17 protein-coding genes are annotated in these 23,463 nt (G+C 51.3%); 1 reads left to right on the top strand and 16 read right to left on the bottom strand.

Going from position 1 to position 23,463, the window contains the following annotated elements:
• Positions 1 to 51 precede the first annotated feature (51 nt).
• From ACQ76X_RS06590 to ACQ76X_RS06625, 8 genes are all read right to left on the bottom strand, one after another.
• Positions 52 to 1,725, bottom strand: coding sequence for a ribulokinase (locus ACQ76X_RS06590; RefSeq protein ID WP_438492413.1), 1,674 nt, complete (start codon positions 1,723 to 1,725; stop codon positions 52 to 54).
• 27 nt (positions 1,726 to 1,752) lie between these two features.
• Complete coding sequence (gene araD, locus ACQ76X_RS06595; RefSeq protein WP_438492414.1) at positions 1,753 to 2,442, bottom strand: L-ribulose-5-phosphate 4-epimerase; 690 nt, start codon at positions 2,440 to 2,442, stop codon at positions 1,753 to 1,755.
• Between the two features lie 185 nt (positions 2,443 to 2,627).
• A complete protein-coding gene (locus tag ACQ76X_RS06600; RefSeq protein ID WP_438492416.1) occupies positions 2,628 to 3,641 on the bottom strand; it encodes a FecCD family ABC transporter permease in 1,014 nt (337 codons plus the stop codon).
• Complete coding sequence (locus ACQ76X_RS06605) at positions 3,638 to 4,627, bottom strand: FecCD family ABC transporter permease (RefSeq protein WP_438492485.1); 990 nt, start codon at positions 4,625 to 4,627, stop codon at positions 3,638 to 3,640. The genes ACQ76X_RS06600 and ACQ76X_RS06605 overlap by 4 nt, the downstream gene beginning before the upstream one ends.
• 129 nt (positions 4,628 to 4,756) lie before the next feature.
• Positions 4,757 to 6,712, bottom strand: coding sequence for an ABC transporter substrate-binding protein (locus ACQ76X_RS06610; protein WP_438492418.1), 1,956 nt, complete (start codon positions 6,710 to 6,712; stop codon positions 4,757 to 4,759).
• A 152-nt stretch (positions 6,713 to 6,864) separates the two neighbouring features.
• Positions 6,865 to 7,971, bottom strand: coding sequence for a GntR family transcriptional regulator (locus ACQ76X_RS06615; RefSeq protein WP_438492419.1), 1,107 nt, complete (start codon positions 7,969 to 7,971; stop codon positions 6,865 to 6,867).
• A gap of 246 nt (positions 7,972 to 8,217) precedes the next feature.
• Positions 8,218 to 8,397, bottom strand: coding sequence for a YfhD family protein (locus ACQ76X_RS06620; protein ID WP_038595479.1), 180 nt, complete (start codon positions 8,395 to 8,397; stop codon positions 8,218 to 8,220).
• Between the two features lie 40 nt (positions 8,398 to 8,437).
• Complete coding sequence (locus ACQ76X_RS06625) at positions 8,438 to 8,797, bottom strand: hypothetical protein (RefSeq protein WP_438492421.1); 360 nt, start codon at positions 8,795 to 8,797, stop codon at positions 8,438 to 8,440.
• Between the two features lie 273 nt (positions 8,798 to 9,070).
• Here ACQ76X_RS06625 and ACQ76X_RS06630 point away from each other — a divergent pair, with 273 nt between their 5' ends.
• A complete protein-coding gene (locus ACQ76X_RS06630) occupies positions 9,071 to 13,633 on the top strand; it encodes a S8 family serine peptidase (protein WP_438492422.1) in 4,563 nt (1,520 codons plus the stop codon).
• Between the two features lie 178 nt (positions 13,634 to 13,811).
• Here the strand turns inward: ACQ76X_RS06630 and dnaJ are convergent, their stop codons facing one another.
• From dnaJ to ACQ76X_RS06670, 8 genes are all read right to left on the bottom strand, one after another.
• Positions 13,812 to 14,939: a molecular chaperone DnaJ gene (dnaJ, locus tag ACQ76X_RS06635; protein ID WP_438492424.1), complete on the bottom strand. Its 1,128-nt coding sequence runs from the start codon at positions 14,937 to 14,939 to the stop codon at positions 13,812 to 13,814.
• Positions 14,940 to 15,059: 120 nt separating this feature from the next.
• Entirely contained in the window at positions 15,060 to 16,895 is a 1,836-nt protein-coding gene (dnaK, locus tag ACQ76X_RS06640) for a molecular chaperone DnaK (RefSeq protein WP_038595484.1), read from the bottom strand.
• A gap of 103 nt (positions 16,896 to 16,998) precedes the next feature.
• Complete coding sequence (grpE, locus tag ACQ76X_RS06645; RefSeq protein WP_438492426.1) at positions 16,999 to 17,589, bottom strand: nucleotide exchange factor GrpE; 591 nt, start codon at positions 17,587 to 17,589, stop codon at positions 16,999 to 17,001.
• A gap of 49 nt (positions 17,590 to 17,638) precedes the next feature.
• Positions 17,639 to 18,670, bottom strand: a complete 1,032-nt coding sequence (gene hrcA, locus ACQ76X_RS06650; RefSeq protein WP_038595487.1) for a heat-inducible transcriptional repressor HrcA — start codon at positions 18,668 to 18,670, stop codon at positions 17,639 to 17,641.
• A 255-nt stretch (positions 18,671 to 18,925) separates the two neighbouring features.
• Complete coding sequence (locus ACQ76X_RS06655; RefSeq protein ID WP_438492487.1) at positions 18,926 to 19,417, bottom strand: N-acetyltransferase; 492 nt, start codon at positions 19,415 to 19,417, stop codon at positions 18,926 to 18,928.
• 92 nt (positions 19,418 to 19,509) lie between these two features.
• Positions 19,510 to 20,682, bottom strand: a complete 1,173-nt coding sequence (hemW, locus tag ACQ76X_RS06660; RefSeq protein WP_438492428.1) for a radical SAM family heme chaperone HemW — start codon at positions 20,680 to 20,682, stop codon at positions 19,510 to 19,512.
• Positions 20,683 to 20,864: 182 nt separating this feature from the next.
• Positions 20,865 to 22,679 carry a translation elongation factor 4 gene (gene lepA / locus ACQ76X_RS06665; RefSeq protein WP_438492430.1) on the bottom strand — a complete coding sequence of 605 codons (1,815 nt, stop codon included), beginning with the start codon at positions 22,677 to 22,679 and terminating at the stop codon, positions 20,865 to 20,867.
• 209 nt (positions 22,680 to 22,888) lie between these two features.
• Positions 22,889 to 23,383: a hypothetical protein gene (locus tag ACQ76X_RS06670; protein ID WP_438492432.1), complete on the bottom strand. Its 495-nt coding sequence runs from the start codon at positions 23,381 to 23,383 to the stop codon at positions 22,889 to 22,891.
• Positions 23,384 to 23,463 lie beyond the last annotated feature (80 nt).

Consider the following 23,463-nt stretch of genomic DNA (forward strand, 5'->3'; position numbering starts at 1 on the left):
TAACTTCACTGAATGATTTATTACCAAACTGACTTCGAATGTATCAACATACTATTCCGTAACATCCTCTTTAATCGCCTTAAGATGCTTCATGACATTGTTCTCGCCGCGGCCGAAATAGTCATGCAGTCTGGAATATTCCTGATACAGCTTTTCGTAGACTGCTACGTTTTCCGGAATTGGAACATAGGATTCTTCGCGGATACGGGCCATTTTTTCTGCCGCTTCTACGATAGAATCGTAACCGCCTTTTTGAGCACCGGCTGCAACTGCTCCGAACATTGCCGCGCCGAGCGCAGGCGTCTGCTTGCTTGCTGCCACTTTAATTTCCCGGTTGGTAACGTCCGCGTAGATCTGCATCAGCAGGCGGTTCTTTTGCGGAAGTCCGCCGCAGGCATACAGTACATCAACGGCTACACCGTTTCCGTGGAATGCATCCACGATCTTGCGTGTGCCGAAAGCTGTAGCTTCAAGCAGCGTGCGGTAAATTTCTTCCGGTTTGGTCAGCAGCGTGCAGCCAAGCAGCAGTCCGGTCAGGTTGGTATCCACAAGTACGGAGCGGTTGCCGTTCCACCAGTCCAGTGCGAGAAGTCCGGTTTGGCCCGGCTTGTAGGCCGCAGCCCGTGCTTCCAGCCAAGTATGGATGTTTACGCCTTCTTCCGCCGCAGCTTCTTTCGCATAGGCAGGGACCGCTTCTTCCACATACCATTCAAAAATATCGCCAACAGCGGATTGTCCAGCCTCATACCCGTAATATCCCGGAATGATTCCGTCTTCCACCACACCGCACATGCCTTCAACTTCTCGTTCGGTATCACCCAGGACCATATGGCAGATTGAGGTACCCATGGACATTACCAGTTTGCCCGGGGTAACTACACCTACAGCGGGTACAGCGGCATGAGCATCCACGTTGCCGACGGCCACGGCCGTACCTGCCACGAGGCCGATTTGCTGAGCCATTTCGGCAGTCAGTTCCCCGGCTTTCGTTCCCAGGGGAACGATATCCCCGCGCAGCTTCGTTTCGGTCAAGTTCTCGAGGCGCGGATCAAGCGCTTTGAAGAACTCCTTGTCCGGATATCCGTCCGCTTTATGCCAGATGGCCTTATAACCAGCCGTACAGCTGTTGCGTACAATGTTGCCGGTCATTTGCGAGATCACCCAGTCGGTAGCTTCCAGGAACTGATCAGCCGCATCATAGATTTCAGGCGCTTCGTCCAGGATTTGCCAGATCTTGGCCATCATCCATTCGGAGGAGATTTTGCCGCCGTAGCGCGGCAGCCATTTCTCACCGCGTTCAGCGGCGATGCGGTTGATTTCATTCGCTTCATGCTGTGCGGCATGATGCTTCCACAGCTTCGTCCAGCTATGCGGGTTCTCCTGATATTCAGGAAGCAGGCAGAGCGGCTGTCCTTGTTCATTAACCGGAAGCATCGTACAAGCGGTAAAATCTATGCCAAGACCTACGACATCCGCAGGATCAATGCCGGACTCACGGATTACCTCTGGCACCGAACGCTTCAATACTTCAATGTAGTCTGCCGGATGCTGCAGCGCCCAGTCATATTCCAGTTTTTTGCCGGTTCCCGGCAGAATCTCGTCAATCACGTGATGCGGATAAGGCGTTACATGATCCGCGACTTCCGTTCCGTCGGCCAGATCTACCAGCACAGCGCGTCCGGATTGGGTTCCGTAGTCGACGCCGATTGCATATTTTTTACTCATGTACGAATTCTCCTTTATATATAGTAATTAGCTTTGGCCGTAATAGGCATTTGCTCCATGCTTGCGCAGGAAGTGACGGTCGAGCAGCGTCTGGCTCATCGGCTGCACATTCGGGTTCAGCTGGAAGGTCTGTGTTGCCATCTTCGCAACTTCCTCAAGGACTACAGCGTTATGAACCGCATTATGCGGATCTTTCCCCCAGTTGAAGGGAGCATGGCAATGTACAAGCACACCCGGAATCATGTCCGGATTCAGATCCTTGAATGTCTCCACGATCACATTACCGGTCTCCAGCTCATACGCACCTTTGATTTCCTCGTCTGTCATCGGGCGGGTGCAGGGAACTTCACCGTAGTAATAATCGGCATGGGTGGTTCCGAGCGCCGGAATGCCTCTGCCTGCCTGTGCCCAGCCGGTTGCCCATGGTGAATGGGTATGGACAATGCCGCCGATGTTCGGAAATGCCTTGTATAGCACCAAATGAGTAGCTGTATCAGAAGAAGGGCGGTAGCTGCCTTCAACAATATTGCCTTCCAGATCAAGCACAACCATGTCGTCCCGGCGCAGCTTGTCATACTCCACACCGCTCGGCTTAATAACCACCAGTCCCTTTTCCCGGTCAATGCCGCTGACATTCCCCCATGTAAACGTTACCAAGTTGTAACGGGGCAGGTCAATATTGGCTTCCAGTACCTCTTGTTTCAATTGCTCCAACATTCGTAATCCTCCCTATGGTCTTAGGTATGATCGTTCTTTTGCTTTGCCACCTCATTATACACTTGTACGTACAATTAATCTATAGTTTTTTAATAAAACGGAGAATAGGTACATACAAATAAAAAACAGACTTCATCATCCTAGTATCGGATGATAGAAGCCTGTCTTCCCGCATCTCCCATTGTTTATTCTGACCTGGCCAGCAAATACAAAAAATAAGGTGTACTCAGCATAGTGATGATGATGCCGGTCGGTATATCTGTTCCGAAACTGACCGTGCGGGTAATTGTGTCCGCAATAAGTACCACCAGCGTCCCGGTCAGCGCCGAGGCCGGGAGGAGAAGCTTGTGGTTCGGGCCAACCAGCCTGCGCGCCAGATGGGGGCTAATCAGACCGACAAAGAAAAAATTGCCGCCCAGAGCCACACTTCCGGAGGAGAGCGCTACTGAAGCCAGAGTAAGTCCAAGAAATTCCGGTTTTACCGCAAGCCCTAAGCCCGTCGCTGTCTCATTGCCAAGATTGAGTGTATTTAGAATCCGCGACTTGTAAACCGCATAGCCCACCAGCAGCACTGTCCATGGGGCCAACACCGAAATATATTTCCAGTCATCACCCCAGAGGCTGCCCGCCATCCAGCGCTGGGCAAATTCGAACTGAGTATGATCCAGCCGGAGTGTAATCATCAGCGACAGCGCTCCATAGCCGCTTGACATGGCTACCCCCGTAAGGATTAATCCAGTGGGGGATATCTCCCTGCCCCGGCGGTAGGACAGCAAGAAGATCAGCACCGCTGCAGTCATGCCTCCGATAAAAGCCAGCACTGGCAGCGCAATCGCCGAGGAAACACCTTTAACGGAGAAAATCGCGATATAGATAAGCACAAACAGCCCGGACCCGGAACTGATACCCAGCGTTCCCGGACTAGCCATGTCGTTCCTCAGCAAACTTTGCATGATAGACCCAGCAACGCCCATTCCGATGCCAACCAGTATACAAAGCACGATCCGCGGCAGCCTGAATTCGAAGACAATCAGATTCTGCTTGTCTGTTCCTTTCAGCAGCAGTACACGCAGCACCTCCATGGGAGACAGGTTCATTTGGCCCGAATTCATTCCTATCACCACAATCAGAATGACCAGTACTACTAGTAGAAGGCATAAACCAATTCCCCGGGAAACGGTATAAGCACGCTGCTTCATCCTAATTCCCCCTTTTGCCGGCGTGACAGATAGAGGAAAACGGGAACGCCGATGATTGCAAAAATAATCCCTACAGGCGTTTCATTTGGGCGGTTAATGAGCCGGCCGAACAAATCAGCCCCCACCATGAAGGTCGCTCCGTAAAGCCCGGACAGCGGAATAATGTAACGGTAATCCACACCCGCCATATAGCGGACTACATGCGGGATAATCAGGCCCACGAAGCTGATGGGGCCGACGATCAATACCGACAATCCGGTCAGCACAAGCACAATAAGTGTGGCAATCCCCTTGATCCGCCCGGTTGGCAGCCCCAACCCGGACGCAACATCATCTCCCAGACTCAGCAGCGTAACCGAAGGGGCCAAAGCAATAGCAGCCAGCACGCCGACGGCAAACAGCGGCGAGATAATGCTTAGCTCTTTCCATGTGGTGCTGGCTGTCCCTCCGGCCGTCCAAAACGTAAGGGCCTGTCCGATGTTGTATTTAATGGCGACAAAGCTGCTAAACGCGGCAAATAGCATGGATACCGACATTCCCGCCAGTACAAGCCGCTGCGGGGTCATCCCCCTTTTGCTTAAAGAAGCGACTCCATAGGTCAGCCCTGTTGCTGCACCTGCCCCAAGACAGGCATATAGCATAGTCTGTGCATAAGTACGGTCCGGCAAAAAAGCCATGCAAAGCGCCATTGCCAGTCCCGCACCAGAGCTGATGCCCATCAGTCCCGAATCGGCCAGCGGATTTCTGGTAGTGCCCTGCATAATCGCTCCTGTCATCGCCAGGCTGCAGCCGACGATAACATCCGCAACCGTACGTGGAAACCGCAGGTTGTGAATGATCTGGTGCTCCGTTTTAGCGGGATCGAAATTAAAAATCGCCGCCCAAGCTGTATGCAGCTGCATATCAGCAGATCCGAAGGAAATGGAAGCAGCCACAACCAGCACGAGCGTCAAGAACCCTGCGGCCATCAGCAGTGAAAAGGACATCCCCCTTTTTTTTCCATATGTATCTGTATCCACATCTTTCATCATACCCTTCGTCCTTCATCAGTAATTTGCTGTCTCTCACAGCTTCATAGTTAAGAGCCCACCGGCCGAAGCCTGTGGGCTAAGCTGTTATGACTGCGGAGAATCCAGCAGTGCATTTACAATAAAGTTAACCTGCGCCTTAGCGGAATAAATGTCGGTATAATAGCTTAAGCCGAATTCCATCTCGATCAGATGATGGTTCTGGATAGCCGGCAGAGAGCTCCATACCTGATTTTGGCTCAAATCATCCATGCCATCATAGGTATTGCGAATGATATAGTCCCCTGCATATTCGGGAAGCACCTCGAGGGATACCGATTCAGAATAAGTGTTCTTATCGATAATTCCCGTTTGCACACCTTTTGGCGCTTTCAGTGAGAGCACATCGTAGACAATCCTGCCTGCTCCGAACAATTTGCCCATGACTGTCATGGAATCATTACCGCCTTCAAATACAGAAATCGTTTTTTCACCAAAGCCGGCATCCAGTAGCTTCTGGACAGATTCTTTTACATTCTGATCATAATCCGCAAGCACCTGCTCGGCTTCATTCTCTTTATTGAGTGCTTGTCCAATCAGCCTTACTCTTTCTTCCTGGGTAATCTCCCCGTAAGGCACATAGATAGCCGGAGCGATTTTGGACATCTCTTTGGCCTGCTCCTCACCAGCCGTGATAATCAGATCAGGGTCCAGCTTCATGACGGCTTCCATGTCCCACTCAGCCCAGTGCCCCAGATCGGTGCTTTCCTTGACCTCTTCCTTAAAAGCCGCACCATCATACGCCTCTGAAATCCCAACGGGCTGCACACCCAGAGCAATCACATCACCCATCAAGTATTGGACCAGCACACGCTGCGGATTGGCAGGCACTTCTACATCACCAAGTACAGTGGTTATTGTCCGTGTTCCGGTGTCCGCCACATCCTCAGGTGCAGAAGTAGCAGATCCGCCGCTTCCCGCCCCCTCCAGCGCGTTCCCTCCAGTTGTTGCATTACCCGTGGCGGCCGAACCGCCTGAGCAGGCGCTAAGCAGCAAGGCCATACACAGCATCGCTGTGGCGGCCATTGTTTTTTTCTTTTGTCTCATCTGAAAATGATCCCCTTCCACTCGTTGATTATGATAATCATTATCAATATAAGACCAAAACTCATCCATTTGAATGGCATATCCTTGCTCCGGGGATGGCATATCTTCATTTACGGCTGTCTGAAGTCCTTCTGATCTAAACTTGGAGGGCGAGATACCCATATGCTTTTTGAAGCTGCGGCTGAGCGTATAACCATCCGGATAACCCACACTTTCTGCAATCCCCTGCAGATTCGCTTCTGTTTTGAGCAGCAGCTGCGACGCTTTCTCTACCCTCACACGTGTTAAGAACCGCATGGGACTCTCACCCACCTTATTCTTAAACAGCTTGGATAAATGCCCCTGACTGCACCCGAGAGCTTGAGCAGTGCTTTTCAGTGTGACTGAGTGTCTGTATTGTTCAAGGATATAACGTTTGGCCTGCTCAGCCAGATCTGTCTTGGCCGCGGTATGCTCCGTAAGCTGCAGATGCTTCAGCAGTTCATAAACGAACCTGTAGAGCAGCGACTTTACGTACAAACGCCCCAGTCCTTCATTGGATTTCCATATGGTTTCCATCTCCCGGGCCGTGTTGAACAGCATCGGTTTGTGAGTGGTCTGCACCCCATACTGCCGCTGAAAGGGACTGCTGCGCTCCATAATTTGCTGGATATCGTTCCTCCCGGGCACAGGAATCACGGCTTTGTATAGTATCAGATAATATTCAAAACTCGCTCCGCTTTCCACCACGATGTCTAACCGCATGCCCTTGCCTCCATGAAGAGCATAAGCACCGCTGACCGCAAGGAGCGTTCCTTCAATACATACCTTCGCTTCTCCTTCAATGACATAGATAAAAGCGCTGGCTGGCAGGCGGTAAGAATACAGTTCTTCCCCTGCCTCTATTCTCACCCGGCGAACATCCATCACTTTGACGGACGCATGGTTCCACACCAGCAGATGTTCATTCCATTCCATTGATTCCGGCACTTCCTTTGATATAGTCATTTTAAACCATTATAGTGATAACCATTCTCAACAACAACCCGCACACATACATTCATTAAATTCCAGATAAACTTAAATACGAAAAAAAGCCCGCACCCTGTGCGGACTTCCGTTACTGTTATTCAACTGCGGTCTAACTGTTCCAGCCGTTTCGTTGAGCTTCTCAGAACAAGCTCCGGCTTATAAATCCTGTCCTTCGGCGGCTCCGCACTTTTATGCTCAATCATGTCAATCAGCATGTTGGCTGCCTCTATACCCATTAGCTCTTTCGGATGTTTAAGGGTGGTCAGCTTCACTTCTGTCGCCATCGCCAGCGTTGAATCGTCGAAGCCGATAATCGACAGATCGTCGGGCACGCTTAATCCCGTCTGGCGCGCGGCCTCCAGCAGCAGTACTGCCAGCTCGTCATTGTAGCAGACGAAGGCTGTAGGCCGCTGGCATCCCTGCAGCATTTTTAATGCCGCTTCATAAGGCACGCTATGCTTCTGTTCGCTCGTATAATGGGTCACGGTATCCGCTCCCAGGGGAAGGCGGTGTTTGTGCAGCGCCCGTGTAAACCCCTTTAACCGGTTGGCACCCTGGAGATCGTCTGTCTTGAAAAACCCGGCAATCTCCCGGTGGCCCAGCTCAATCAGATGCTCCGCAGCCATAAATCCCCCTGCTTCGTCATCCAGCTTCAGGCAGGGACAATGCAGCTCGGGATACCGCTCATTGATCATGATGAACGGAATACGGTGAATTTCAAGCGCCAGAAACAGCGGCAGATTGGGATTGCCCTGTGCGCTTTTGGTCGGCTCAATAATCAGTCCCTTGAACGGCTGGCCCAACAGCATCTCCAGGTTCTCCCGCTCCTTATTCTTGTCATTGTCGGTGCTCGACAGCATCATGCTGTATCCGCTGCCGCGAAGCTGCGCTTCTGCGCCGCGTACAAGATGAGGAAAGATATAATCAGAAATATGTGTCGTCATCATGCCAATCATACTGCTGGTCTGCAGCGGCCGCGTTTCCTGCCGGGCAACAAAAGTTCCCTTCCCTTGCAGGCGGTACAGCCAGCCTTCCTTCTCCAGTTGGCCAAGCGCTTGGCGAACCGTCTGTCGGCTCATCCCGAATTGTACGGCAATTTCATTCTCGGATGGGATCTGGTCATCCGGCTTCAGCCGCCCGGACTCCATCCAGGACAGCAGTTCACCCTTTAGCTGCATATATTTCGGTATCGGTTTATCCGTCATGGTACACCTCAGGCTACTTATATAGAGTAATACAAGTCATTATAACATAAGCCACTTGTATGTACATGTTAAGTCTTTACTTTTTTGAATCTTCAGCCTCCCTTTTATCCATTTGATTTAACCAGGGGATTCCGGAGAAGCTGCCGTTTCGCGCAAAAATGCCCCACACTGGTGGGGCATCCCGATGTAGCAGCTTTGCCATTCATTTCGCTTCATTTAATACGCTTCGTACTGTACCCCTGTCAGCTATTCCTTCTTCATAATTTCGTGCAGCTGACGTTTATCGGCTTCCTGTGACCGCTCAAGTGCCTCCAGATCATCCTGATCCGCTTCCGCCGCCGAGAACTCCACATCTTCCAATTTCGCTTCGTAGAGCATCTTCTGCTTGTCTGTTTTAGAGAAGATCTTTGAGTTTTCTCTATCCATCGGTTGTCCATCCTCCTGATTTGTATTGATGTGTCAAGACTTAGACCATTCCGCCGGCCTCTTCGATTATAGTCAATGCCTGGTTATAGGAATTCTGGTCCACGATAACTGTCAGCAAAATATTCCGGCCTGTCGGTCCGCCGTCACCGCCGTGGCTCATGCCGCTGCCGCTTGTATGCGCTGCAGACAAAATACCTGTGTGCGGGTTGACAGAGGTCATGGAATCCATACTTGCCAGATTGCCGGTCACCGGATTCACGCTTGCCTGCAGCCCGTTTCCGCCAAATCTGCTGAAACGGTCAATGGACAGCTCGCTAACTCGTAGCGCCTGAAGCTTGCGGGAGACGCCCTCGGCTTCCTCGGGAGCCTTGAAGTAGGCTAATATAGATCTCTCCGACATTATATCCCTGCTCTCGCCTTTAATTTATAACACTGGATGCTTGGTTAGGTTGTCTCAGGCAAGCCTATTTTATGCTTCTGCTGTTATTTATTCTACTATCCGGCTGGAATTTAAATGCGGGTCCAACTTCACCGTAATATGGTACAAAAGGGCTATATTCTATTTCGGATTAAACCTGTAGAATAAATGTAATTTTCATTTATATTCCATTTTTTAGAAGGAGGACAGCAATCACACGGCAGTTAAATTCATGTTTGGGAGGATGAAGCTATTTTGAAACAACCATTAAGGCATTCCATTCAAAGATTTGGTATTGGCGCAGCAAGTTTCAGCTTGGCCGCTTCTCTATTGTTTCCTGTTTCTGCCTTTGCGAACTCATCCCTTGAGTCATCCTCAGGGCTATCTGCCCAAACAACCCTAGAACAGGCCCAGAAGGTGATCCCGCAAAATTATGCGGGAGTAAATACCGGATCAGCTCCTGTTACAGTGATTGTTGAACTGACCCATAAGCCGGTCAATGTATACGAGAGTGAAGCCAAAACCTCGGCTGCGCGTTCCTCCACCTCTCAACGAAGCAAAATCCTTACCGAACACAACTCTTTCAAAACTGCAGCAAGACAGCTCGGAGCTGCTATTGAAAATGAATACAGCGACATATTTAACGGATATTCAGTGACTTTGCCGGGAAATCAGGTAGACAAACTGCTCAAGCTGCCTGGAGTGGCGGCTATCTATCCGAATGATGAAGTCCACGCGCTCGCAGACAGCACTGACACTGCCACTCTCCCGGCAACTCGCAGCTACTCTGATACCGGAGAACTGATTGGAGCAGACAAGCTTCATGAGCAGGGTTACACCGGCAAAGGCGTTCAGGTTGCCGTTGTTGATACCGGTATTGATTATAAGCACCCGCTCCTGAAGGATAATTATAAGGGCGGCTATGATGCGGTGGATAAGGATAACGATCCATACGAAACAGAGCCCGATCCCACCAAACCGCCTAAGGGCACCAGCTCTTATGATACCTCGCATGGCACACATGTATCGGGCACCATTCTCGATATAGCGCCTGAAGCGGATTTATATGTGTATCGTGTGCTTGGTCCATATGGCAGCGGCACAACAGCAGATGTCATCGCCGGAATCGAACGCGCCGTTCAGGACGGTGCGGATGTCATCAACCTTTCACTGGGCTCCAGCATGAACCAAAGTTATTCTGCCGATTCGATTGCGATTGACAATGCCGTGAAATCCGGTGTAGATGTCATTATTGCTGCCGGTAACGCCGGTCCGGACGAATCGACGCTCGGCTCCCCTGGCGGCGCACAGCTGGCGCTTACGGTCGGCGCCTCCACTATTCCGGTCACCATTCCTTTTTTTGATATTGGTAATCTCAATGATATCCCTGGCCTGATTTCCACATACTCCCCGGAATTGACTGAAGATATCTCGGACTTGACGATCGTTTATGCCGGCCTGGGCACTGAGGCTGACTTCGCAAATGTCGATGTTACCGGCAAGGCAGTACTAGTGGACCGCGGACAGATCAACTTCGGCGCGAAATCGCTGAATGCCAAAGCTGCCGGTGCCAAGGTTCTGTTGATTGCCAACAATACCACCGGTGAATTGAACGCCACTTTAGGAGCACCCGGAGACTATATTCCTACTTTCGGCATCAATCAGGAGAACGGCAAAAAGATCAAGGATGAGCTGAACGCGAGCAGAAAATCAATCAGCTATGTTCCCGTAGCTGAAAAGAATCAGCTGGCCGATTTCAGCTCTACCGGCCCCGGATTGCCAGACTATTTGCTGAAGCCGGATGTAGTTGCTCCCGGTGTAAGCATTAATTCCACCGTACCTATTTGGGAGAGCACGGACGAGACGTATGATAACGCCTTCGGTCTGAAGCAAGGAACAAGTATGGCAACTCCGCATGTGGTTGGAGCCGTTGCCCTGTTATTGGGTAAATACCCGGATCTTGCACCGGACCAGATCAAATCACTGCTGATGAATAATGCTGACCCTATATTTGCCCGGGGCGGCAGCTCTTATTCCCTCTATCAGCAAGGAGCAGGTTTAATCAATCTGGTGAAATCAGTTGATGCAGGCTCTATCGCCAAGGTAGGAGAGATTTTTTACAGCGGCCTTCCAGGCTCTGCCGAAATTCCATACTATGCGGGTTCCCTGTCCTTCGGCCTGCAGCCGAAAGGTGCAAGCGTGACGAAAGCCGTCTATGTGGAAAACTTCAAGGACAGCGGAAAGAGTTATAGTCTTTCTCTTGAATGGCTGACCAACAAGCCTAGTGACATCTCGGTGTCCACAGCACCTAATGTCATTACCTCCGGAAGCGGAGACAGCAGTTATATTCCCGTTGTGCTGGGCGTTTCCGCAACAGCACAGGACGGAGCTTATGAAGGTATTCTGAAGCTTACCTCCGGAAGCGAGGTTCTGCGTCTCCCGCTCAACGTTCTGGTAGGCGACAAATTTAATCTGGATCCAGTAAACCAGCTCAGCCTGGATGATACCGAAATTTCACCAAATGGAGACGGACTGTTCGATAAGACAGGCTTCTACTTCTCGGTGAACAAAGATCTGCCGAATATCCGGTTTGCCGTAACGGCCCAAGATGCACCGGCTACTGTAATCGGTGATGTGTATTCCGCCCAAGGGACCATCTACCGGGGAGCGCACGAATTCCTGGATTGGGGCGGAACGGTAACAGATCCTGCAACCTCTAAAGTAAGTGTGCTGCCGGATGGGCACTACAATATCACGCCTGTTCTGCAAGGCAACCTTTGGCTTACCGATCAAGCCATTCCATTCACAGTAGATACTGAGAAGCCGCTCTCTTCCGGATACGCAGTCGAGGAATATGAGCTGGAGTCACCTGATGATGCAAGAGTGGCCAATATTAGTGCAACCATTGACTCCGACCTTTTGGCCGATCTGATTTCCACCTCCAGACCTGTGTCTTCTCTCTTCAGCGTGTATGCACTTGCCGAAGATGAAAACGGAGAAGTATCTGCCTACCCAGGAGTTATCGCCCCTGACGGTTATTTCGAAATTGATGTGCCGGTCAGTGAAGGCGTTAATGATTACATTGTGTACGTGACCGATGCCCTGGGTAATGGTGCTGCTGAAGAGGATTACAGCCAGCATCTGGTATACAACACCAATGGCGGTGTTCTTGTTGCTCCTAAACTCTCTGCACAGACCATCGAAACCGGTCAAACGGTTACGGTAGATGTGTATTTCTCGGCAACGGATGCGGTCTATGGTGTGAACGGCGCCGGAGTCAACATCGTCTACGATGAAAAGCTTGCTGCACCGCTAATTACATCGAGCGTACAGCTCGCTACGTACCAGGAGCAAAAGTTCCCGGGGGTTCCATTATTACAAACGGATACGACTACCCCGTCTGCCGACGGACTGAAGTTGACATCTTATGCAGTTCAATTAGAGGGAGGAGCATATAGTGGTACCGGCTCATTGGTACAGTTCACCTTCACTCCTAAGACTGCAGGGATCTATTCCTTTGAGCTGAATGATTTGCTCACCTGGAATGAGAAGAAACAGGATAACGTTCCGTCAAGCTATTCTACAGTGACGGTGACCGTTAACGATCCGGTTAAACCAACCGATCCGGAAACACCGACTAACCCGGAGACACCAACAAATCCAACGAATCCAACGAATCCAACGAATCCCGAAACACCAACCAATCCGGGCTCACCAGCTAATCCTGGCTCACCTGCCTCCACACCGGCTCCGGTTGCCGGCACATCGCTTAAGTCCGGGCAGCTGGTAGAAAAGGCTGATCCTGCTGGCGGCAAGCCGACGGCTGTGCTCAACATTTCTGAGGCGGCTTTGACTGCCGCCCTGCAAAACGCATCCGAAACAGCCGTTTCGCTTGATCTCGGCGATGTGGATTTTGCGAAATATGGTCAAGTGAGTTTTACTCTTACCGCAGCTCAGGCTGAGAAGCTTAAGTCTTCAGCCAAAGCGCTAAGTCTCACAGGTACTGGATTTACGCTGGTCGTTCCAGCAGCTACACTTCCCGACTTCATTTCCGGCAGCGGGCTTACTCTGAGCCTTAGTCTTGCCGAAGGTGCCGATACGGGTACCCTGGCGGGAAGCACCACAGCTATTGACCTGAGTTCTGCTACTCTGATTCTCAAAAATGGCTGGACTACCGGAAAACCTGTCATTCTACAGCTTGCTCTCAATAAAGACGGCCTAAAGGATGTCCGCAAGACAGCGGTCTATCAGCAAAACGCTGACGGAAAATGGGCTTATCTGCAGGCAGGCACACTTCCTAAAGAAGGGGTGCTGCAATTTACCATTACCGCTGATGGTACCTACAGCGCTGCCGTACGCAATACAAGCTTCAAAGATATCGGCGCACACTGGGCCAAGGAAGATATTGAAATTCTGGCCGCTCACGGCATCGTAGCCGGCAAAGGCACTGATGGCAGTTTCAAGCCATCCGATACCTTGAGCCGGGCCGAACTATTGACACTCTTCGACCGCTTGCTTGGCAAGGGAGATACCTGGTCGTCCCGCAGCAAGGAGAGCGGATCTCGTGAGGTATTGACTCGTGAAGAATCTGCAATCATCCTTGCGGAAGCTTTAGGTGCAGACAGTACTTCCAGTACTGCCTTAACCTTCAAGGACACAGGCAAGATCTCAGGCGCCGCCAAGGGTGCAATCTCCTTCGCGGTAGACAAGGGCTACCTGAAAGGAGTAGGGGCCAACACCTTCAATCCTGGAGGCACCCTGACCCGCGCGCAAGCAGCATCTATTCTGCAACGTGTGCTTGAGGATCTGCGCTCTTAAGATCACCATTCACTAAAAAATCAAAAAAAACGGCTGCACCATCCTGAAACTTAAGGGGGTGCAGCCGTTTTTGTGTGTGCAGGTGAAGTCACAAGCACTCTATTCATTACATAAAATAGCCCCCTAGCCTCCGCACAGCGGAAACAGGGGGCTATTAAGGTTATCATCGGTGAATAAATCAGTCCCCGCGGAATGCACGTTTCACACGGTCAAAGAAGGATTGCTCCTGCTCATGTGTGTTCTCTCCGTTGTAAGAAGCGAACTGGCGGAGCAGATCCTTCTGCTCTTCGCTAAGCTTGCTTGGAGTGACTACGATGACACGGACATGCTGGTCGCCTGTTCCGTTGCCGCGCAGATGCGGGACACCTTTGCCTTTGAGGCGGAAGAAGGTGCCTGTCTGTGTTCCGGCAGGGATCTTAAGCTTTACTTTTTCCGTCAAGGTAGGAATCTCGATCTCGTCGCCAAGTGCTGCCTGAGCGAACGTAAGCGGAACCTCGCACATGATGTCATCATTCTCACGCACGAAGAAATCATGGGTCTTCACGCGGATCACAATGTACAAATCGCCGGCAGGGCCGCCGCGTGTGCCGCCTTCGCCTTCTCCGGTCATGCGCAGCTGTGCGCCGTCATCGACACCGGCTGGAATGCGCACATGAATCTTACGCTGCTTCTTGACCTTGCCTTGACCAGCGCAAGTCGTACATTTTTCCTTGATGATCTTGCCTGTGCCGCTGCAATGGGAGCAGGGACGGCGGTTGCGCATTTGTCCCAGCGGTGTATTCTGCACGAATTCCTGCTGGCCGCTGCCGTGGCATACGGAACAGGTCTCCGGTTTGGTGCCGGGTTTAGCTCCGGAGCCGAAGCAGGTATCACAAGACTCCGTGCGTGGAATGGTAATGTCGGTTTCTTTACCGAATACCGCTTCCTTGAATTCAATGGTCATCGTGTATTGCAAATCACCGCCGCGCTGCGGAGCATTCGGATCACGCCGTCCGCCGCCGCCGCCGCCGAAGAACATATCAAAGATATCGCCGAGTCCGCCGAAATCTCCACCTCCGCCGAAGCCGCCGCCCATTCCCTGGTTAGGATCAGTATGACCATACTGGTCATAACGCGCCCGTTGCTGGCTGTCGCTCAGCACATCATAGGCTTCCTTCACTTCCTTGAATTTCGCCTCGGCGTCACTGGCTTTGTTAACGTCCGGATGATACTGGCGCGCCATCTTGCGGTACGCTTTTTTCACTTCTTCGTCTGAAGCATCTCTACCGAGGCCCAGAACCTCATAATAATCGCGTTTGTCTGCCACTGCTTTCACCTCCGTACATCAATTTCCATAATCCCTGTAACATGTTAAAAGGAAAGCCAAAACACGGGATGCCCCGGTTTTGACCTTCCCTTCTTACAGAAATACATTTATCGTTTAAGGTTACCCTTGATTCTTCTCGTCGTCAACAACCTCGTAATCGGCATCAACAACATTGTCTTTCTTCGCACCCTCTGGAGCACCTTCAGCACCCTGTTCAGCCTGTGCAGCCTGCTCATACAACTTCACGGACAACTGCTGTACAATCTCTGTCAGCGCTTCTGTAGCTGCATTGATTTCTTCCAGGTTGTCAGTTTCCAATGCTGCTTTGAGTTTATCCTTGGCTTCGTTTGCTTTCTCAACTTCAGAAGCATCCACTTTGTCGCCGAGGTCTTTGATCACTTTATCTGTGGAATACACGAGCTGGTCAGCGGAGTTCTTGGCTTCCACCAGTTCTTTACGCTTGCGGTCTTCCTCAGCGTGCAGTTCGGCATCCTTCATCATTTGTTCAACTTCCGCGTCGCTCAGGCCGCTGGAGGAAGTGATCGTGATCTTCTGGCTCTTGTTCGTGCCTTTATCTGTTGCGGATACATTTACGATACCGTTGGCGTCAATATCGAAGGTTACTTCGATTTGCGGTACGCCGCGCGGTGCCGGTGGAATCTCATTCAGCATAAAGCGTCCCAGCGTCTTGTTGCCGTTCGCCATTTGGCGTTCGCCTTGCAGGACGTGAATTTCTACGCTCGGCTGGTTATCAGCAAAGGTCGAGAACACTTGCGATTTACTTGTAGGAATCGTAGTGTTGCGCTCGATCATCTTCGTGAACACGCCGCCCGCAGTTTCAATACCGAGGGACAGTGGAGTTACGTCGAGCAGTACAACGTCTTTCACATCGCCGGTCAATACGCCAGCTTGAACAGCAGCACCGAGGGCTACTACTTCATCCGGGTTAACGCCTTTGTGCGGGTCTTTGCCGGTAAGCTTCTTGATGGCATCCTGTACAGCAGGAATACGTGTGGAACCGCCGACCAATACGATACGGTTAAGATCAGCCGGAGTCATGCCAGCATCGTTCAGCGCTTGGCGGGTAGGTCCCAGTGTGCGTTCTACCAGGCTGGCAGTCAGCTCATCGAATTTAGCACGGGTCAGGTTGATCTCCAAGTGCTGAGGCACTCCGTCAACGACAGTGATGAACGGAAGCGATACTGTAGTTGTCAGTACGCCGGAAAGCTCTTTTTTCGCTTTTTCCGCAGCATCCTTCAGACGTTGTACAGCAGCTTTGTCCTTGCTCAGGTCAATTCCTTGCTCTTTCTTGAATTCTGCTACGAGATAATCCATAACCAATTGGTCGAAATCGTCACCGCCGAGACGGTTGTCACCGCTGGTTGCTTTTACTTCGAAGAAGCCATCGCCCAGTTCAAGGATCGATACGTCGAACGTACCGCCGCCAAGGTCATAGACGAGGATCGTTTGATCTTCGGATTTCTCCAGACCGTAAGCAAGCGCCGCTGCTGTCGGCTCGTTGACGATACGCAGCACTTCCAGACCGGCGATCTTGCCCGCATCCTTCGTAGCTTGACGCTGACTGTCATTAAAGTATGCAGGAACTGTAATAACCGCTTGGGTTACTGTCTGGCCCAGATATGCTTCTGCATCGGATTTCAGCTTCTGAAGAATCATGGCCGAAATCTCTTGTGCGGAGTAATCTTTGCCGTCAATGCTTTCTTTGTGGCTCGTACCCATGTGGCGTTTAATCGAAGCAATTGTACGGTCAGGGTTCGTAATAGCCTGGCGTTTCGCTGTTTCGCCGACGATGCGCTCGCCGTCTTTCTTGAAGCCTACAACCGAAGGGGTTGTACGCGCGCCTTCCGGATTCGGGATAACGACGGCTTCGCCGCCTTCCATAACGGCAACGCAAGAGTTGGTGGTTCCAAGGTCAATACCGATAACTTTACTCACTGTAATGTGCCTCCTCAAAAATGATATGGAGCCCTAGCTCCTATAATAGTTAGTTATTTATGATGATCATGCAGCAGGGTGATACCCGGCTATATAGACAGGACTACATGCTGACTTTGACCATGGCGGGACGAAGAACTCTATCTTTCAGGAGATAGCCCTTCTGGACCTCCTCCGTCACGATACCTTCTTCGTGCTCGTCGCTCTCCACCTGCATAATGGCCTGATGATATTCAGGGTTAAAAGGCTGTCCTACTACTTGCATGGCTGTAAGTCCTTCAGACTTCAATACCCCTTCAAGCTGGCGGAAAATCATATTCACACCTTTGCCGAAAGCCTCGGATTCTGTACTTGCCGAAGCCGTGGCGAGTGCACGCTCGAAATTATCCAGTACAGGAAGCAGTTCACCGACCAGCTTGGAAGTGGCGTATTGCGCCAGCTCTTCCTTCTCCTTCTGCGTACGGCGGCGGAAGTTGTCAAAATCGGCTTGCACACGCAGCGCGCGCCCTTGATATTCCTCAGCCAGCTCCTGCAGGCGCTTAGCAGCTTCACCGCTGCCCGAAGCCTCCCCGCTGGTCTCTTCCCCCGTAAACGAACCGGTTTCCTGTGCTGCTTCTGACTCATCGGCTGCCTGGTTCTCATTTATAGCCTGATCCTTAATTTCATTTGAATCTTGCACTTGATCCTCTTTCAAGTTGTCTTCACCTCCTTAAAATCAGTCACGTTAATCTTTAACACTCTGTTCACTTATACCAGTGTGCCAGCATCGCTGTCAAATCCCGGGACAGAATCCCCAGTATGCCCATTACTCTTGCGTATTCCATCCGGGTCGGGCCAAGGATGCCGATGCTTCCCAGCGCCTTGCCGTCGAGCGAATAAGTAGCGGTAATCAGACTGCAATTGGCGAAGGCCTCATGCTTATTCTCGGTACCAATCCGCACCTGCATACCGGTTCCGCCGGAAGCGGGGGCCAGCATTTTGAGCAGGGTCGGCGTTTCCTCCAGCAAATCCAGAATATTCTTGACCTTGTCGACGTCTTTGAACTCCGGCTGGGTCAGCATATTCGTCGCCCCGCTGAGATAAATGCGCTGTTCATGATCGCTTTCCAGCGCCGTGTCCAGTACTTTCATTAATTCTTCATAATGGGAGATGTGGCGCTGCATTTCCTCGCCAAGCTCGGAATAGAGCTGGCTCTTCAGCTTATAGAGCGGTACGTTCACCAGTTTGCTGTTCAGCAGATTAACCACTTTCTCCATTTCGGAGAGGGAAATCTCCGGAGGGATTTGAACCGTACGGTTCTCGACCTGTCCGGTGCTTGTAACGATGATCGCCACGGCGTTGTTGCCATCGAGCGGAAGCAGCTGAAAATGGCGCAATGATGTATGAAAAACCTCCGGTCCCAGCAGGATGGAAGTATAATTCGTCATATTGGAAAGGATCATTGCCGCATGTTGGATTACCTGCTCCGTCGCATTCAGCTTCTCTGCGAAAAAAGCGCGGATCGTGCCCATTTCTGCCGACTCGGCGGAATTCCACGGCACCAAATGATCCACATAATAGCGGTAGCCTTTATGGGAAGGAATTCTCCCTGCCGATGTATGGGGCTGCTCGAGATATCCTAAATCCTCCAAGTCGGCCATTTCGTTGCGGATAGTAGCAGGACTGTAGCCTACATCCCCCCGTTTGGAAATGCTGCGCGAGCCCACTGGCTCAGCGGAAGATATATAATCATCAACGATAGCGTTAAGTATCATTCTCTGGCGTTCGGTTAACATGTAATTCCCTCCTATCGGCTGTGGCTCCGATTCGTTAGCACTCTGGTCAGATGAGTGCTAACCACTAATACAAAAATACCAAACTGACCTTGACATTGTCAAGTCAGTTCAGCATCTTGGGTGCAGTCATTATTCGACTCATTCATGAATCCCCCGGAAAGTCTGCCGGTCACTTACCACACCTTGCAGTGCAATCCAGGAATGAGTACTTAATATCAGCTTCTATATTTATGTTGCAGGCTACTTGCGGCCCGGTTAATTCAGCATCTTAAGCACAGCGATTTCGTCGCAGGCATTCTGCTTCTTGCAGTTGACACAATCGGTCCATACCTTCTCGGGGAAGATTTCTTTTTCTACGACAGTGAAGCCGTTTCTGAGGAAAAAATCAACCGCATAGGTCAAGGCCATAATCTTCGGAATCCCCTGACGCCTTGCTTCTTCTGTCAGCTTCTCCAGAATCATTGAGCCTACTCCCTTGCCCTTGCCCTCATCACGCAGACCGAGGGAACGAACCTCGACAAGATCATTACCCAGTCTGAAAAGCGATCCGCAGCCGACAAATGTACCGCCGATTTCAGCGATCACAAACTGATCAATCTGGCGGGCCAGCGCTTGCCTGGAACGGGGCAGCATGATACCGCTCTGAGCGTATTCTTCAATCATTAGAAACAGCGGCTCAACATCCTCCACTGTAGCATTTCTGCATATCACCTTCTGGTCTCCTGTAGGAACCGAATGGCGGATCATTTCCGTTTTGACAAGCACTTTGACTCACCCCTCGTTGTTAATATGAATAAATATACAACAGAGTGAATTACAATTCAAGGGGTATTTTAAAATTAAACCTCTGTCAAAGCACCGACAAATTCACCAAATACATCATTCCCGAACAGGATTCCCTGCTTGCTCAGACGGTAGACATCCCCCTCCTGCTCAAGCAGCCCGGCATGCAGCATTTTATGCAGCGAGTTCGCAAAAACAGTCTCCAGCGATTTGCCGAACTGAGCCTTGAACGCCCGGTCCGACACGCCTTCACGTATGCGCAGACCGACCATCATGAAGTCCTCCATCGCTTCCTGTTCGGAGATCGGGAAGGAATCCAGCCGCGGCAGCCCGCTGCGCGAAGCCTCGATATACGGATTGACACCCTTAATATTCATATGCCGCTGCCGTTTGACATATCCATGCGCCCCCGCGCCCAGGCCGTAATAATCTTCATTGCGCCAGTACGTAATATTGTGGCGGCTTTCCATTCCCGGCTTGGCGAAGTTGCTGATCTCATATTGCGTGTAGCCCGCAGCCTCCATCGTCGACATCAGCAGCAGGTACATCTCCAGCTCATCCTCCTCACTTGGTAGCGGAAGCTTGTTCTTATTAAACAGCGTGTGGAACAGCGTGTTCTCCTCCACCTTTAGGCTGTAGATGGAATAATGGGGCAAGTCCAGCTCCAGCGCCTTGCGGATGCTTTCTCTAAGCATATCCACCGTCTGGTTCGGCAATCCGAACATCAGGTCAACAGAGAGATTATCCAGTCCGACCGCGCGTGCATTTTCCAGGCTGCGGTACACGTCATCCACATTATGAATCCGTCCAATGCCGCTAAGCAGCTCATTCTGGAAAGCCTGGACACCAAAGCTGACCCGGTTGACCCCGCCTTCTTTCATTACCATTAGCTTATCCTTGTCTGTAGTACCGGGATTTGCCTCCATCGTGAACTCGATATTCTCATCCCACTGCGGGAAATGCTTGCGTACTGACTTCAGAAAGTAGGCCATTTCATCCGGCTTCAGCACCGTCGGTGTTCCCCCGCCGACAAAGATCGTCTTGATGACACCCGGAGGGGTGTTCTTCACCGTCAGTTCCATCTCCCGGTCCAGGGCATGCAGATAATCCATCACCGGCTGGTCCTTCAGAACATAGGAATTAAAATCACAATAAAAGCACTTGTTCGTGCAAAACGGGATATGAATATATACGGCCTCAGGGGGACGGCCATTGTTTTCTGTGTTCATAGCTGTCTCCTTACTATACTAAAGTCGTCAGCAAAGCTGACTTGATTGTGGAGAAATCTTGACGCCTTTATATTGGAAAGGCCTTGATCTACCATATATCTTTACTTCTCTTATCACAAAAGGGAAGCCTGACGGCTTCCCTTGCAGAGCGATCACTTGCCATTGACATCCTTTAAGACGGTTTACTCGTCAATCTTCAGCACGGCCATGAATGCTTCCTGCGGCACCTCAACACTGCCGACCTGCTTCATGCGCTTCTTGCCTTCCTTCTGCTTCTCCAGCAGCTTCCGCTTACGCGAGATGTCCCCGCCGTAGCATTTGGCAAGAACGTTCTTACGCATCGCCTTAACGGTCTCACGGGCAACAACCTTCGTGCCGACAGAGGCCTGAATCGGCACCTCAAACATTTGCCGCGGGATGATGCCGCGCAGCTTCTCGCAAATGATCCGCCCGCGGTTGTACGCGCGGTCGCGGTGGACGATGAACGACAGGGCATCGACCTGCTCTCCGTTCAGGACAATATCCATCTTCACCAGGTTGGACTGGCGGTAGCCGGAAATTTCATAATCGAAGGAAGCATAGCCCTTCGTGCCTGATTTAAGCTGGTCGAAGAAATCATATACGATTTCGGACAGCGGAATCTGATAAGTGATCGTCACCCGATTGGAATCAAGATACTCCATGTTGACGAATTCACCACGTTTGTTCTGGCACAATTCCATTACGGTACCCACGTAATCGTTCGGGACGATAATTGCGGCCTTAACGTACGGCTCTTCCACGTAATCAATAGTACCGATCTCCGGATAATGCGACGGATTATCGATTTGAAGCATTTCGCCGTTGGTCAGCATAATCCGGTAAATAACGCTCGGGGCTGTCGTAATCAGCGGCAGATTGAATTCACGCTCAATCCGCTCCTGAATAATCTCCATATGCAGCAGTCCGAGGAAGCCGCAGCGGAAGCCGAAGCCAAGCGCGCTTGAGCTTTCCGGCTCAAAGCTGAGCGACGCATCATTAAGCTGGAGTTTCTCCAGCGCTTCGCGCAGGTCGTTGTAGTCCGATGTTTCGATCGGATATAGACCGCAATACACCATCGGATTGATCTTACGGTAACCAGGCAGCGGTTCCAGGGTTGGATTCTTGGCATCCGTCACTGTATCCCCGACACGGGTGTCGCCTACATGTTTGATTCCGGCTACGATAAAGCCGACATCGCCGATATTAAGCTCATCGACAATAGTCATGCGCGGCATAAACGCCCCGACTTCAATAACCTCGAATACCTTCTCGGTTGCCATCATCTTGATCTTGGAACCGGTACGGATCTTTCCGTCCATAACACGGACATAGACGATAACGCCTTTGTACGGATCAAAGTGAGAGTCAAAGATCAATGCCTTCAGCGGTTCTTCAGAGTTGCCGGTCGGTGCAGGAACCTGTTTGACGACCTGCTCCAGAATTTCCTTGATACCGATACCGGCTTTGGCAGAAGCAAGTACCGCTTCACTGGCATCCAGTCCGATCACATCCTCAATCTCCTGCTTAACCCGTTCCGGGTCGGCACTTGGCAGATCGATTTTGTTGATAACCGGCAGAATTTCCAGGTTGTTGTCCAATGCCAGATACACGTTAGCCAGCGTTTGCGCTTCAATCCCTTGCGCCGCATCCACTACCAGCAAAGCGCCTTCACAGGCCGCAAGGCTGCGGGAAACCTCATAGGTGAAATCGACGTGTCCCGGTGTGTCAATCAGGTTGAGCAAGTAATCCTGGCCGTCGTCAGCACGGTAGGTGAGACGCACAGCCTGAAGTTTAATTGTAATCCCGCGTTCGCGCTCCAGATCCATCTGGTCAAGCACCTGCTCTTGCATTTCGCGCGAGCTAAGTGCACCTGTATACTCAAGAATACGGTCAGCCAGTGTCGATTTACCATGGTCTATATGTGCAATAATCGAGAAATTGCGGATTTGTTGTTGTCTTTTCTGAACGTCAGTCATTCCTTACCCCCACAGACAGCCTAATGTTAATCCACTTATTATAACAGTACGCGCTTCCCCCATCAATCCCGTCCCCCGCAGGAAAATAAAGAAAAGACATCCGGGTGATGTCTTTTCATATAAGCCCTTTGTTATAAAGGCTCTTCCTGGCCTTTTACAGCTGCAATGAATAAACCGGATGCATTCTTCGTGCGGGCGGGGGGTGCCTGTCACTCTTCGACAGAGTCGAACAGGGAGACTACCCAGCGGATGCTTTTTTGCGAAGCCTGCTGCAGCAGGCCTGCCGTCTTATCCGCCAGCACATCCACCCCCCTGTTTTGCTCCTCCGGAATCAGAATCTGCTCCGGGGTCAGCGTGCTGTAATCCTTCACTTCCTGCTGCGGTAGCTGCGCGGTGCCATTAGGCACCGCAGTTTGCGTCTGGACCCCCGGAAGCACCGTGTAAGCACCTGTTGCCGGATCTATAGCCACAGGCACATAAACGTAGGCCTGCCCCCCCTTAACGTTTCCCGCCCCTGTTCCCGTCACGGCGGAAGCTCCTGCTGCTTGTCCGGTCTGGGGGGTCCCGGATATTCCGTTCCAGCCCGGCAGCACCGCGGAGTTCTTAGCGACGCTGCTGCCAACGCCGCCAAACTGCATGCCAATCAATATGCCGATTCCCGCCCAAATTCCGACCATCGTCAGTTTTTTCCCGAACCGCGACATAGCTGTCACTCCTTTTAATACTTGCTGATACTTGCTAATCCTTGCTGTAAAGCCCGCGCCCACTTAGATAGCACTGTATG

The organism is Paenibacillus sp. IHBB 3054 (assembly GCF_051594305.1).
Classification (GTDB): Bacteria; Bacillota; Bacilli; order Paenibacillales; family Paenibacillaceae; genus Paenibacillus_AQ.

Excerpts from the sequence above, each read along its gene's own strand:
- ACQ76X_RS06590 (WP_438492413.1), bottom strand. The coding sequence starts at position 1,725 with ATGAGTAAAAAATATGCAATCGGCGTCGACTACGGAACCCAATCCGGA.
- araD (WP_438492414.1), bottom strand. The coding sequence starts at position 2,442 with ATGTTGGAGCAATTGAAACAAGAGGTACTGGAAGCCAATATTGACCTG.
- ACQ76X_RS06600 (WP_438492416.1), bottom strand. The coding sequence starts at position 3,641 with ATGAAGCAGCGTGCTTATACCGTTTCCCGGGGAATTGGTTTATGCCTT.
- ACQ76X_RS06605 (WP_438492485.1), bottom strand. The coding sequence starts at position 4,627 with ATGTCCTTTTCACTGCTGATGGCCGCAGGGTTCTTGACGCTCGTGCTG.
- ACQ76X_RS06610 (WP_438492418.1), bottom strand. The coding sequence starts at position 6,712 with ATGGAATGGAATGAACATCTGCTGGTGTGGAACCATGCGTCCGTCAAA.
- ACQ76X_RS06615 (WP_438492419.1), bottom strand. The coding sequence starts at position 7,971 with ATGACGGATAAACCGATACCGAAATATATGCAGCTAAAGGGTGAACTG.
- ACQ76X_RS06620 (WP_038595479.1), bottom strand. The coding sequence starts at position 8,397 with ATGGATAGAGAAAACTCAAAGATCTTCTCTAAAACAGACAAGCAGAAG.
- ACQ76X_RS06625 (WP_438492421.1), bottom strand. The coding sequence starts at position 8,797 with ATGTCGGAGAGATCTATATTAGCCTACTTCAAGGCTCCCGAGGAAGCC.
- hrcA (WP_038595487.1), bottom strand. The coding sequence starts at position 18,670 with ATGTTAACCGAACGCCAGAGAATGATACTTAACGCTATCGTTGATGAT.
- ACQ76X_RS06655 (WP_438492487.1), bottom strand. The coding sequence starts at position 19,417 with ATGATCCGCCATTCGGTTCCTACAGGAGACCAGAAGGTGATATGCAGA.
- hemW (WP_438492428.1), bottom strand. The coding sequence starts at position 20,682 with ATGAACACAGAAAACAATGGCCGTCCCCCTGAGGCCGTATATATTCAT.
- lepA (WP_438492430.1), bottom strand. The coding sequence starts at position 22,679 with ATGACTGACGTTCAGAAAAGACAACAACAAATCCGCAATTTCTCGATT.
- ACQ76X_RS06670 (WP_438492432.1), bottom strand. The coding sequence starts at position 23,383 with ATGTCGCGGTTCGGGAAAAAACTGACGATGGTCGGAATTTGGGCGGGA.